13 protein-coding genes and 1 rRNA gene are annotated in these 12,872 nt (G+C 41.8%); 9 read left to right on the top strand and 5 right to left on the bottom strand.

Annotated elements, in window-relative coordinates:
* Both rrf and PSH54_RS17275 read left to right on the top strand, forming a co-directional pair.
* Window positions 1-102 (top strand): 5S ribosomal RNA (gene rrf, locus PSH54_RS17270); the annotation flags it as partial.
* Window positions 103-789: 687 nt separating this feature from the next.
* On the top strand, window positions 790-2,262 hold the full coding sequence (locus PSH54_RS17275) for an NAD(P)H-hydrate dehydratase (RefSeq protein ID WP_273606692.1): 1,473 nt from the start codon (window positions 790-792) through the stop codon (window positions 2,260-2,262).
* Window positions 2,263-2,266: 4 nt separating this feature from the next.
* Here PSH54_RS17275 and PSH54_RS17280 read toward each other — a convergent pair whose 3' ends face one another.
* The 5 genes from PSH54_RS17280 to PSH54_RS17300 all read right to left on the bottom strand — a co-directional run bounded on the left by PSH54_RS17280 (window position 2,267) and on the right by PSH54_RS17300 (window position 5,858).
* Window positions 2,267-2,659, bottom strand: coding sequence for a VOC family protein (locus PSH54_RS17280; protein WP_004587679.1), 393 nt, complete (start codon window positions 2,657-2,659; stop codon window positions 2,267-2,269).
* 224 nt (window positions 2,660-2,883) lie between these two features.
* The gene (locus PSH54_RS17285) at window positions 2,884-3,150 is read right to left on the bottom strand and encodes a hypothetical protein (protein WP_443197781.1); all 267 of its coding nucleotides are present in this window, start codon (window positions 3,148-3,150) and stop codon (window positions 2,884-2,886) included.
* 136 nt (window positions 3,151-3,286) lie between these two features.
* Window positions 3,287-4,936 carry a chaperonin GroEL gene (gene groL, locus PSH54_RS17290; protein ID WP_029772614.1) on the bottom strand — a complete coding sequence of 550 codons (1,650 nt, stop codon included), beginning with the start codon at window positions 4,934-4,936 and terminating at the stop codon, window positions 3,287-3,289.
* A gap of 48 nt (window positions 4,937-4,984) precedes the next feature.
* Window positions 4,985-5,272 carry a co-chaperone GroES gene (locus PSH54_RS17295; protein ID WP_004587676.1) on the bottom strand — a complete coding sequence of 96 codons (288 nt, stop codon included), beginning with the start codon at window positions 5,270-5,272 and terminating at the stop codon, window positions 4,985-4,987.
* Between the two features lie 109 nt (window positions 5,273-5,381).
* Entirely contained in the window at window positions 5,382-5,858 is a 477-nt protein-coding gene (locus tag PSH54_RS17300; protein ID WP_004587675.1) for an FxsA family protein, read from the bottom strand.
* Window positions 5,859-6,046: 188 nt separating this feature from the next.
* On the opposite strand from PSH54_RS17300, the gene cutA reads away from it, so the two are divergent.
* The 7 genes from cutA to PSH54_RS17335 all read left to right on the top strand — a co-directional run bounded on the left by cutA (window position 6,047) and on the right by PSH54_RS17335 (window position 12,838).
* Window positions 6,047-6,367, top strand: coding sequence for a divalent-cation tolerance protein CutA (gene cutA / locus PSH54_RS17305; protein ID WP_029772613.1), 321 nt, complete (start codon window positions 6,047-6,049; stop codon window positions 6,365-6,367).
* On the top strand, window positions 6,367-8,181 hold the full coding sequence (locus PSH54_RS17310) for a protein-disulfide reductase DsbD (protein WP_273606693.1): 1,815 nt from the start codon (window positions 6,367-6,369) through the stop codon (window positions 8,179-8,181). Before cutA ends, PSH54_RS17310 begins: the two co-directional genes overlap by 1 nt.
* 228 nt (window positions 8,182-8,409) lie before the next feature.
* Window positions 8,410-8,862: a type II 3-dehydroquinate dehydratase gene (gene aroQ / locus PSH54_RS17315; RefSeq protein WP_273606694.1), complete on the top strand. Its 453-nt coding sequence runs from the start codon at window positions 8,410-8,412 to the stop codon at window positions 8,860-8,862.
* 32 nt (window positions 8,863-8,894) lie between these two features.
* Window positions 8,895-9,356, top strand: coding sequence for an acetyl-CoA carboxylase biotin carboxyl carrier protein (gene accB, locus PSH54_RS17320; protein ID WP_004587671.1), 462 nt, complete (start codon window positions 8,895-8,897; stop codon window positions 9,354-9,356).
* Between the two features lie 25 nt (window positions 9,357-9,381).
* Complete coding sequence (gene accC, locus PSH54_RS17325) at window positions 9,382-10,722, top strand: acetyl-CoA carboxylase biotin carboxylase subunit (RefSeq protein WP_004587670.1); 1,341 nt, start codon at window positions 9,382-9,384, stop codon at window positions 10,720-10,722.
* A gap of 125 nt (window positions 10,723-10,847) precedes the next feature.
* A complete protein-coding gene (gene tsaE, locus PSH54_RS17330; protein WP_273606695.1) occupies window positions 10,848-11,324 on the top strand; it encodes a tRNA (adenosine(37)-N6)-threonylcarbamoyltransferase complex ATPase subunit type 1 TsaE in 477 nt (158 codons plus the stop codon).
* Window positions 11,325-11,494: 170 nt separating this feature from the next.
* Complete coding sequence (locus tag PSH54_RS17335) at window positions 11,495-12,838, top strand: N-acetylmuramoyl-L-alanine amidase (RefSeq protein ID WP_273606696.1); 1,344 nt, start codon at window positions 11,495-11,497, stop codon at window positions 12,836-12,838.
* Window positions 12,839-12,872: the final 34 nt, after the last annotated feature.

Below are 12,872 nucleotides of genomic sequence, written 5' to 3' on the forward strand. Positions count from 1 at the left end.
GCGTTTTGGACCCACCTGACCCCATGCCGAACTCAGTAGTGAAACGAAACAGCGCCGATGATAGTGTAGCATTTGCTATGTGAAAGTAGGACATTGCCAGGCTCCAAATAAGAGAAACCCGTTACAGCGATGTGACGGGTTTTTTGCTGTCTGGAGTTTAGTAAATAACCAGACCCATGCCGCAATTAATATTCACATCTAAACTTATCACGTAGGTCGGGCGAGCGTAGCGACTCCTGGCACAATGATAATGTGCATTTGCTATGTGACTCTCTACCGCTGTGGGCACTACGACATCGCCAGGCTCCAATTACAAGAAAGCCCGACCCGAAAGAGCCGGGCTTTTTTACGTCTACAGGAAAGTGAAAAAAGCACTCGTAATGAATTCACTTTTAAACCTATCACGTAGGTCGGGCGAGTAAAGCGACTCCCGACGCAATGATAATGTGCATTTGCTATGCGACTCTCTACCGCTGTGGGCACTACGACATCACCAAGCTCCCAATACAAGAAAGCCCGACTCGAAAGAGCCGGGCTTTTTTACGTCTACAGAAAAGTAAAAAATACATTCCAGATATTATTCGCCCAGTCTCCACCACCTCCGTAGCGTGGGTTGAGTATTACGAAACCCGCGGCAAAAGCCCACCACAGAACTCACACTCTTTGTACTAAAGCCTTCAATTTCAGTTTTAATAGCTGTTTAGCATGCTAAATCCGCTATTGAAAAGTGCTTTTTTATCCCAAGCTATAGTTATAGAGCATCTACACACTTATTTATGGCGAGTTTCTATGTTAAATAAACAAAGGCATATTTACACAAAAGAGCAGATTCGCTCTTATGAGGGAGAGGCGGCTAAGCAATGTGGAATAGATTTATTTACTTTAATGCAGCGAGCGGGAGAGGCAGTATACAAGCAGTGGCAGTCTTTTAACGCTAAGCTTACTTTGATTATTGTAGGTAATGGCAATAATGCGGGTGATGCTTACATAGCCGCGTGTTTAATTAAGGACTCTGGCGCAGAGGTTAAAGTTTGCGCTATAGATCCTGCAAAAACACTCAGTGGTGACGCTGCTAAAGCAAAGCAGCTATGGCTTGATACTGGTGGCATAGTTAACGAGTTTGCAAAGAGTGATTTAGATTGCTGTGACTGTGTGATTGATGGGTTACTAGGTACTGGGCTTAATTCACCTGTTCGCGAAAATTATTGTGAGATTATTACTGCCATCAACCAAAGCGAAAAGCCTGTTTTAAGTATCGATGTTCCCTCAGGGATTGATGCAAATACAGGTGAAGTATTAGGCGCAGCTATTCAGGCAACAAAAACGGTTACTTTTATTGCGATTAAACAAGGCCTTTCTACAGGGACAGGTAAACAGCATGCCGGTGAGTTGATTCTCGATGAATTAGCAATTGAAGATACTTTTAGTCAACTCGCTTCACCTTGTGCTCACTTGATAAATATAGATAGCTTTAATCGCTTGGGCTCTCGGGCTTTAAATAGCCATAAGGGCAATCATGGCAAGTTATTATGCGTAGGGGGCAACCAAGGTACTGCGGGAGCAATCAGGCTCAGTAGTGAAGCTGCACTACGAGCAGGTGCAGGTATGGTGAAGGTTTATACGCACCAAAGCTCTATTATGCCAATAAGCATAGGTAGGGCAGAATTAATGGTCATGAGTGAAAACCTTGAACAGGCTTTAGAGTGGGCAAGTTGTGTTGTACTTGGCCCTGGACTTGGGCAGGGTGAATGGGCTAAAAAAACGTTTTGCACTGTAATGCACTATTGCCAAGAGCACAATACGCCGCTTGTACTTGATGCTGATGCACTTAATTTATTAGCTGAAAATGCAAGTGCTTATACATTGGCTCAATGTGTCCTTACTCCGCATCCTGGTGAGGCGGCTCGGCTCATTAGCAAAAACACCTCTGAAATAGAGTCAAATAGGTTTGGAAGCGTGCGACTATGCGCAAAACGGTATAATGCTACTTGCATATTAAAAGGCGCTGGGTCTTTAATTGATAACGGCAAAAGTACTTGGGTGTGTGAAAATGGTAACGCAGCACTTGCCGTGGGAGGGAGTGGCGACGTACTTACAGGTATTATTGGTGCATTGCTTGCTCAAGGGCTTAGTATCGATGAAGCAGCGCGATACGGGGTAACTCTTCATGCTCGAGCAGGTGAGGTTGCGGCTGAAGAGCAAGGGCAGCGCGGCATGCTACCCTCGGATTTATTTCAAATAGTCAGGTCGTTAATCAACTAAGTATTTAGCTCTGTTGAATAAGATCCCATTTGTTACCATAGAGATCTTCAAATACGGCCACCGTACCGTAAGGCTCATTACGAGGCTGCTCATGAAATACTACGCCATTTTCTAGCATGCTTTCGTAGTCGCGCCAAAAGTTGTCAGTGTTTAAAAATAGCCACACACGGCCACCTGCTTGATTGCCAACAGCGTTAAACTGCTCTGGCTCTGTTGCTTGTGCAAGTAATATGTGTGTGCCATTTGAGTTGGGTGGAGTTATTAACACCCAGCGTTTTCCATCACCTAAATCCGTATCTTCCACTAATTCAAAGCTTAATTTTTTTGTATAAAATGCGATTGCTTCGTCATAGTCTTTTACAACAAGAGCAATACTACCTATATGCTGCTTTGGCATAACTTAAAAACCTAAAGTTGTTTTATGTTTGTGTATTTTCACATATCAATACAGGGTTGAATAGTATAGGTAAATGTTTATTAAAGCTTATTTTAAGGGGAGATATACGTTATACATTAGCTTCGCATCTATCGCTAGCAGTAAAAGGATTCACTCTATTTTAAACCCTATAGCATGCTTAAAGCGTCCTTAAAAAGTGTTTTAATTTACGTAGCTAAACTGGCTTACTCATCTTCATTCGTAGGGTCGTCACCTGAGTCTCCTTTGCGTTTACGCTGCTCTTGCTTGGCCTTTTGAACATTTTCATAAGTAGGGGGTGGAATAGGCATAAGTGAAATTAGTGGAAAAAATGCTAAAAATAAATACGCTCCTTTAGACATGCTCTTACCCCATATAACGAGCTTAAGCATAATCCAAGCAATAAATACCACTAACCCTGTTATAAGTGATACCAAAATAAAGAAGATGATTATTTCATTATTATTAAGCAAATCCTTTTACCTTTAATCCAATAACTCATGGTATAGATGTGGAGATAAATTAAGCAATAACAATAGGCTTGTACTAAAAAGCAAAAACCCAGCCGAAGCTGGGTTTTATATAAGCAAGGTGCTTAAAGGAGGATGATCACATCATGCCGCCCATACCACCCATTCCGCCCATGCCACCCATATCAGGGGCACCAGCAGCTTCTTCTTTAGGGATTTCAGCAACCATTGCTTCGGTAGTGATCATTAGACCCGCAATCGAACCTGCAAATTGTAGTGCAGAGCGCGTTACTTTAGTTGGATCTAGGATACCCATTTCAAGCATATCGTTGTATTCGCCAGAGGCTGCGTTGTAACCGTAGTTACCTTCGCCACCTTTAACAGCGTTTATTACTACTGACGCTTCGTCGCCTGCATTTGTTACGATTTGACGAAGTGGTGCTTCCATCGCACGAAGTGCAACTTTAATACCGTGGTTTTGGTCTTCGTTGTCGCCAAGTAGCTCAACTAGCTTGCTAGCAGCACGTACAAGAGCAACACCACCACCAGGTACTACGCCTTCTTCAACCGCTGCACGAGTTGCATGTAATGCATCTTCAACACGGTCTTTTTTCTCTTTCATTTCAATTTCAGTCGCTGCGCCTACTTTAATTACTGCAACACCGCCGGCAAGTTTAGCCATACGCTCTTGTAGTTTTTCTTTATCGTAGTCAGACGTTGCTTCTTCAATCTGTGCTTTAATTTGAGCAACACGGCCGTTAATGCCATCTTCTTCACCCGCACCATCAATGATAGTTGTATCATCTTTAGTGATTACTACACGCTTAGCAGTACCTAGGTCTTCGATAGTTGCTTTTTCAAGCTCTAAACCAATTTCTTCAGAGATAACAGTACCGCCAGTTAATACTGCGATATCTTGTAGCATTGCTTTACGACGGTCGCCAAAACCAGGGGCTTTAACTGCTGATACTTTAACAATACCGCGCATGTTGTTAACTACAAGCGTTGCAAGTGCTTCGCCTTCTAGGTCTTCAGCAATGATTAATAGTGGCTTGCTTGCTTTAGCAACGGCTTCTAATGTAGGTAGTAACTCACGAATGTTAGATACTTTTTTATCTACAAGTAGAATGAACGGGTTGTCTAGCTCAACAGCGCCTTTTTCAGCGTTATTGATAAAGTACGGAGATAGGTAACCACGGTCAAACTGCATGCCTTCTACAACATCTAGTTCGTTCTCTAGCGATTGACCTTCTTCTACAGTAATAACACCTGTGTTACGGCCTACTTTTTCCATTGCTTGTGCAATGATGTCGCCAATTTCTTTATCAGAGTTAGCTGAAATAGTACCTACTTGTGCAATAGCTTTAGTATCAGCACATGGTACAGATAGCGCTTTAAGCTCTTCTACTGCAGCGATAATTGCTTTATCAATACCGCGCTTAAGATCCATTGGGTTCATACCCGCAGCAACCGCTTTAAGACCTTCGTTTACAATAGATTGCGCAAGTACAGTTGCGGTAGTAGTACCGTCACCCGCTGCATCATTTGCTTTAGATGCAACTTCTTTTACCATTTGTGCACCCATGTTTTCAAACTTGTCTTCAAGTTCGATTTCTTTTGCTACAGATACACCATCTTTGGTGATCACTGGAGAGCCAAATGATTTATCTAGTACTACGTTACGGCCTTTAGGACCTAAGGTCACTTTTACTGCGTTTGCTAGGATATTTACGCCTGTTAGCATTTTACCGCGTGCGTCACCTGCAAAAAGTACTTCTTTTGCTGCCATCTTTAATTTCCTCTAAATTCTTAAATGTTTGTTAAACGAAAAGTAGGGTTAGCCTACAATGCCTAAAATGTTGTCTTCACGCATGATCAGGTACTCTTGACCTTCGATCTTTTCAGTTTTTTCAACATATGAGCCAAATAACACAGTGTCACCGGCTTTTACTTCTAAAGCTCTAACGTCACCGTTATCTAGAACGCGACCATTGCCAACAGCAATAACTTCTCCGCGAGTTGATTTTTCAGCTGCAGAGCCAGTTAATACAATACCGCCAGCAGACTTGGTTTCTTCTTCTAGACGCTTAACGATTACGCGATCTTGTAAAGGACGAATGTTCATTTTTTTAGTTCTCCTAACAGTTTCTGAACAGTACAGAAAAAAGCTTTTCTAATTTGCATTCATTAATGGGGGTAGAGTGTAAAATTCCAAGAGAAAAATCGATAAATTTTTAATCTTTTCTCTCATACTCGCCATCAATGGTAGTTGGTTTATTTACATGCTGTTGTTCTTGCTGCGAATGTGGGTGTTGTGTAAAGGCCGAAGAGCCTTGCTGTGCACCTGTGCTCATGCGTACCGTTGCTTGACTTGCAAGGCCTGCAGCAAGTTTGTTGCGTATTGAGGGGGTTAATAATAGTAGGCCGAATACATCGGTCATAATGCCTGGGGTTAGCAATAAAACACCCGCAATGATCACGCAAATACCGGTAAATAATTCTTTAGCTGGCATTTGTCCTTGGGCCATTTGACTTTGTGCATTTTGTAATGCACCCATACCTTGTTGTTTAACCATTCTGGCGCCCAAAATAGCCGTAACAATCACTAGGGCTATAGTCGCAAAACCACCAATTACATCGCTAACCTGTATTAGTAGCGCAATTTCGATGATAGGAATGATAATAAACAACACAAATAAAAATCTAAACATAGGGCTCTCTAAATAATGGCACTCAAAAGAGTGGATGAAATATAAGTGAGGGTGAAAGGGTCTATTTTCAAGGTTGAGCTTAAAGTGATTAATAATTGCTTAATATCTACAATTATTCATCGCCTACACATTACACTAGCTATCAGATACTATTGCATTAGTTCCCTATAAATTAGTAAAGGTTAATTATGACTACGCAATTTAAATTGATATTTACCACGTGCAAAGATGAGGCTGAAGCACGCACTTTAGCAAAAGCACTTGTAGCGCAAAAATTAGCGGCGTGTGTAAATATTTTACCAAATATGACCTCAGTTTATATGTGGGAAGGCGATGTTGCCCAAGAGATAGAAGCAAAGCTACTGATTAAAACAAAATCAGAAAAAATGAATGATGTTTTTGAAACCATCAAAAGTTTACACAGTTACGAAGTACCCGAAATTCAAGTGGTTGATGTGGCCACTGGTAATTTGGCTTATTTTCATTGGATGGATGAGGTATTAAATTAATGCGGTTTTTCTTTTTATTATTGGTTAGCTTGCTGGCGCTTCCGGCAAAGGCAAACACCAATAATGTGCTAGGTGATTTACTTGCCCCGCCACAGCAAACCTTTTTACCCGTAGACCAAGCGTTTGTATTTGATTTTGATCAGCAAGGTAGCACTTTATTTGTGGGGTGGGATATAGCCCCTGACTATTACCTTTATAAAAAGAAAATAGAAATTATCGCCAAAGGCGCCAACATAAAGGTCGGCGATGCCGGTACTGGCGAAATAATTGAAGACGAGTTTTTTGGCAAAACCGAAGTTTTTTTTAATAGTGTGAGTGTTATAAGTAAGCTCAGTAATGTTACAGAGGGTGCTGTTGTAAAGGTGCGCTATCAGGGCTGTGCCAAAGCAGGGCTGTGTTATCCGCCTGAGGTTATTAGTATTCCTTTAAGCATTATTGCCTCAGAGCAAGCGCAAGGTAATAACTCATCTGCTAATGCCGCTGATACATTAAACGCATTAACTCCTTCTGTAGACTCAACGCGTAGCCAAAGTAATACAACCACTCAAGATTTAAGTTTTACAGAGCGATTAGCAAGTCAAAGTTTAGTAACCAATTTACTCATATTTTTTGCTGTTGGGGTGGGGCTTGCGTTTACACCGTGTGTGTTCCCTATGTTTCCTATATTATCGAGTTTAATTGCAGGGCAGCAAAATTTATCTACTAAAAAAGCGTTTGCGTTGTCGTTTTTATATATACAAGGTATGGCGCTTACTTATGCTGCATTAGGGTTAGTAGTGGCGGCCTTAGGCGGGCAAGTGCAGGGGTATTTACAACACCCTTACGTACTTATTAGTTTTAGTTTACTGTTTGTATTGCTCGCAATGTCGATGTTTGGCTGGTACGAAATTAAGTTACCCAGCGCCATGATGAGCAAGCTAACGCAAGTCAGTAATAACCAAAAAGGCGGCAATTACCTAGGTGTGTTTTTAATGGGGGTGTTGTCAGGGTTAATTGCATCACCTTGTACCACAGCTCCGTTGTCTGCTGCGCTATTATTTGTAGCGCAAAGTGGTGACTACCTTGTCGGTGGTTTAACCCTGTATGTATTAAGTTTAGGAATGGGCCTACCGCTTTTATTACTCGGTACGTCTGGTGGCAAATTGCTTCCTAAAGCTGGCGGTTGGATGGAGCAAGTTAAAACGTTATTTGGTTTTATTATGCTTGTTGTGCCACTTATTTTATTGGAGCGCATAATTAGCGCCGACATTATTTTACTTATGGCGGGTATTTTAGCACTGGCTACGGCTGTTTATTTACACTATTGGCAGAGTGCTCAGCCACAAAGCAAGCTTAAAACAGCGCTTTGGTTTAGCGCTACATTTTTAGTAGTTACTGGTTTTACATTAGCTAAAAACGTTATTTGGCCGCAGCAACAGGTTGAGCAGGTTAGTCAGCAAAGTAATGAGTTTAAACAGGTGGCTAATTTAACCGAGCTAAAAAACGCTGTTGCTGAAGCTAATCAGCAAGGCAAACTGGTGATGGTTGATTTATACGCCGATTGGTGTGTGGCATGTAAAGAGTTTGAGCATTACACATTTCCAGATGCCAAAGTACAGAGCGAGTTTAGTCACTATCAGTTAATTCAAATCGATTTAACGCAAAGTGATGACACCACCATTGAGCTAATGGAAGAGTTCACCGTGTTTGGTTTACCCAGTATTTTGTTTTTTAACACACAAGGGCAAGAGCTAAGTTCAGAGCGCGTTACAGGATTTTTAAACGCTGATGATTTTGCCACCCACCTAGCTGCAGTGCGCGCCAGCGCACAATAATAGTGCAATTTAGCCGCTTGGGCTTACCAAGTGGCTTGCCTTCAATTACGTCATATTTATTACTCCTCCAGAGATTAGACCAGTATTTTGCTGCTATTTACATCGAACTGACTATAATAGTTGGCTAACGTGAGAATTTGTTGCAATTTTTGTTTTTTATACTTACTTTAGTGTACAAAATTAGCTCGCAACGGCTTAACTCATTACTTAGAGGATATATCGCGTATTATGGCTGCAAAATTTAAACTTTTAGTTATAAATGGTCCAAATTTAAACATGCTAGGAAAGCGTGAGCCAGAAAAGTACGGTTTGCACACTCTTGGTGAAATTATGAGCGAACTAACGACTGCCGCAGAGGGTCTAGATGTTCAGCTTACGCATTTTCAAAGTAATAGTGAGCAAGCCCTTATTGAAAGAATACACGATGCTTGGCAGGCAGTTGATTACATAATTATTAATCCTGCTGCATTTACGCATACTAGCGTCGCTTTACGTGATGCAATGTTAAGCGTTGATATTCCTTTTTTTGAGGTGCACTTAAGTAATGTGCATGCACGTGAAGCATTTCGTCATCATTCGTATTTTTCAGATGTGGCGCAAGGTGTGGTATGTGGATTAGGTGCAATGGGTTACCACGCAGCATTGAACGCTGCCGTGAGCCGGTTGCAAAACTCGAATTAATTTAAACTAACAAACTTATAGGCGGGTCGTTCATGGATATTCGCAAGATCAAAAAGCTAATCGAATTAGTAGAAGAATCAGGTATTGCTGAGCTAGAAATCACTGAAGGTGAAGAATCAGTACGTATTAACCGTAACAACATGAGCGCAGGTCCTGCTTACGCTCAGTACGCACCACAGCAATTTGCTGCTCCAGCACCTGCAGCACCAGCACAAGCTGCGCCAGCCGTTGAAGCCGATGCTACACCAGCAGCGCCTGCAGGCCATCAAGTTAAATCACCTATGGTTGGTTCATTTTACTCAGCAGCTTCTCCAGAAGCGCCAGCATACGTAGAAGTTGGTTCTCAAGTTAAAGTAGGTGATACTTTATGTATCGTTGAAGCAATGAAAATGATGAACCAAATTGAGTCAGATAAAGCGGGTACAGTTACAGCTATTTTAGTTGAAAATGGCGAACCAGTAGAATTTGATCAACCTCTATTCATCATTGAATAATTTAGTAACCTAAAGGCCAACTCTTATGTTAGATAAAGTAGTCATTGCAAACCGAGGTGAAATAGCACTTCGCGTATTGCGCGCCTGCAAAGAGCTTGGGATCAAAACGGTTGCTGTGCATTCAACGGCGGATCGCGATCTTAAGCACGTATTACTTGCAGATGAAACCATTTGTATCGGTAGACCTCCAGCCACTGAAAGTTACTTAGATATTCCGCGCATTATTGCGGCTGCTGAAGTAACAGACGCTGTAGCGATTCACCCAGGATATGGTTTTCTTTCAGAAAATGCAGATTTTGCTGACCAAGTTGAGCAAAGCGGCTTTGTATTTATTGGTCCAAAAGGCGACACTATTCGTCTTATGGGCGATAAAGTATCGGCAATCAATGCAATGCGTAAAGCCGGTGTACCATGTGTACCTGGTTCTGACGGTCCGGTATCGGATGACAAAGAACGCAACATGCAAATTGCAAAGCGCATTGGTTACCCGGTAATTATTAAAGCCGCTGGTGGCGGTGGTGGCCGTGGTATGCGTGTAGTACGAAGCGAATCTGAGTTAATTGATTCAATCGCACTTACTCAACAAGAAGCGAAACAGTTTTTTGGTAATAGCATGGTTTACATGGAAAAATTCCTTGAAAACCCTCGCCATATTGAAATTCAGGTACTTGCTGATGGACAAGGTAATGCTGTTCATTTAGGTGAGCGTGACTGTTCTATGCAACGTCGTCACCAAAAAGTAGTTGAAGAAGCGCCTGCTCCAGGTATAACGGCAGAAGTGCGTAAATTTATTGGTGAGCGCTGTACACGTGCATGTATCGAAATTGGTTACCGTGGTGCGGGTACGTTTGAGTTCTTATACGAAAACGGCGAATTTTACTTCATCGAAATGAACACCCGTATTCAAGTTGAGCACCCAGTGACTGAAATGGTAAGCGGTGTTGATTTAATTAAAGAGCAGCTAAAAATTGCTGCTGGGCAACCGCTATCTTTCACGCAAGATGACGTGGTTATCCGCGGCCATGCAATTGAATGTCGTATTAACGCAGAAGACCCAGAAACGTTTATCCCGTCGCCGGGTAAAATTACACGTTTCCACCCTGCAGGTGGTTTAGGTATTCGTTGGGATAGCCATATTTATGCTGACTATACAGTACCTCCACATTACGATTCGATGATTGGTAAGCTTATTACTTACGGTGAAAACCGTGATGTGGCTATTGCCCGTGCTCGTAATGCGCTGAACGAATTAGTTATTGATGGCATCAAAACAAACACGCCATTACATAAGAAAATTCTTGCAGACGAAAACTTCCAAAGTGGTGGTACAAATATCCACTACCTTGAGAAAAAACTAGGGCTATAAAGCCCCAGTTAATTAAAACCGGCTTAGGCCGGTTTTTTTATGCCTAAAACGCCAATTTATCGCCTTCAAGAAATATTCTGGTATGATTAGCAAAGATGCGCTTTTAGTAAATTTTTGAGGTAACAATGACGCGTAGTTTTGAAGCTCACCTAAATGATGAAATAGCCACAGTAGCAATGGGTAACAAAGTGGCTGCTATTATAGAGCAAGGTGCAGTAATTTATTTACACGGTGATTTAGGTGCAGGTAAAACAACATTTACGCGTGGTGTAGTGCAAGGCTTTGGCCACACTGGTAAGGTAAAAAGCCCAACCTATACGCTGGTAGAGCCATACGAACTGACACGTGCTAATGTATATCATTTTGACCTATACCGGTTAGGCGATCCTGAAGAGCTTGAGTACATGGGTATAAGAGATTACTTTTCTGAGCAGGCTATTTGTATTGTTGAGTGGCCAGAAAAAGGGGGAGAATTTATACCAGTTCCCGATTTAGACATTACCTTAAGTTACTTTGGCGATGAGCGCAAAATTGTTATGAATAGTGCCAGCGAGCGCGGAATAGCAATTGTCGAAAAACTAACTAACCTAAACCCGAGTTAATATACTTACTAACACATTGAAATATAAAAGCATCAAAGTTACCTTTTTAGTTGGCGTACAAAATAACAGCTTAAGGTAGATTTACTATCCAACGTTTAGGTTAATAAGCTAATAGCGGGTCAAGGCGCCCGCTCTCATAATAATAAATAGTTAAGGCAATGGTAGTTATAATGAATCGAGGTGTAGTTAAACTTTTTATTTGTTTCATAGTTTTCGCTGTGAGCTTACCGTTGTGGGCAAAAAATACCATAAATAGTGTACGCGTATGGCCCTCGCCAGATAGCACGCGGGTGGTATTTGATTTAGATGATAAGCCCGATTTCAGCTATTTTATGCTTAAAAACCCGAGTCGCTTAGTGGTCGACCTTGAAAACACCAAAGGGTTAAAAGTATTACCGAGTATTCCTTCTAAGCACAAAATTGTAAGCAAGCTGCGCTATTCAAAGCCTAAAAATAAACAAAGTGTACGTTTTGTATTTGAGCTAACAGCGCCTATTAAGCCGGTTATTTTTGCGCTGGCACCTACTGGCCCGTACAAAAACAGGCTGGTTGTGGATTTATATAATAAAAGTGAACCCGCAGTAAGCACTACACCTGCCCAAAAAGCAGCTAAAAAGCGCCAGTTAAGCCAAGAGCGAGACATTGTTATTGCAATTGATGCGGGCCATGGCGGAGAAGACCCTGGTTCTATTGGCCCCTCTGGTACGTATGAAAAAACCATTACCCTGCAAATAGCTAAACGTTTAGAGCGTATGATTGACGGCGAACGTGGCATGATTTCGCGCATGGTAAGAAGTGGCGACTACTTTGTTAAGCTTAATACCCGTACCAACCGAGCACGCCAGAAAAAAGCCGACTTTTTAGTGTCAATTCATGCTGATGCATTTACCAGCCCTGGGCCAAATGGTGCTTCGGTGTGGGTGTTATCGCTTGGTCGCGCTAATTCTGAGATTGGTAAATGGATAGAAGATAAAGAAAAACACTCAGAGCTTTTAGGTGGTGCAGCTGATGTAATTAAAGATGCTGCTAACGAAAAGTACCTCGCGCAAGCGCTACTCGATATGTCGATGGACCACTCAATGAAAACAGGGCTTAGTGTGGCCGAAGAAGTAGTAAAAGAGCTAAAAAAGCTCGCTAAATTACATAAAAAAGATCCACAACATGCAAGTCTTGCCGTATTAAAGTCGCCAGATATTCCTTCCATTTTGGTTGAGACAGGTTTTATTTCAAACCCCCGTGAAGAGCGCATGTTAAAAAGCGCTAATCATCAGGAACGCTTAGCTAAAGCGATGTTTACGTCTATAAAAAATTATTACTTAAAAAACCCACCTGATGATTCGTTATTTGCAAAGCTTAAATCGCAGTACCCAACTAAACATAAAGTTCGCCCAGGTGAATCGCTAAGCCTATTAGCGAGTCGGTATGGCGTATCGGTAGCCAAATTAAAGCAAGTTAATCAACTACGCTCAAACACCTTGTTTATAGGTCAAGAGCTGGACATACCGCAGAGTTGATGTTTATTAAACCTGTACACGTATTAGGGGCCTC

Source organism: Pseudoalteromonas sp. Angola-30, from assembly GCF_028599215.1.
Taxonomy (GTDB): Bacteria; Pseudomonadota; Gammaproteobacteria; order Enterobacterales; family Alteromonadaceae; genus Pseudoalteromonas; species Pseudoalteromonas atlantica.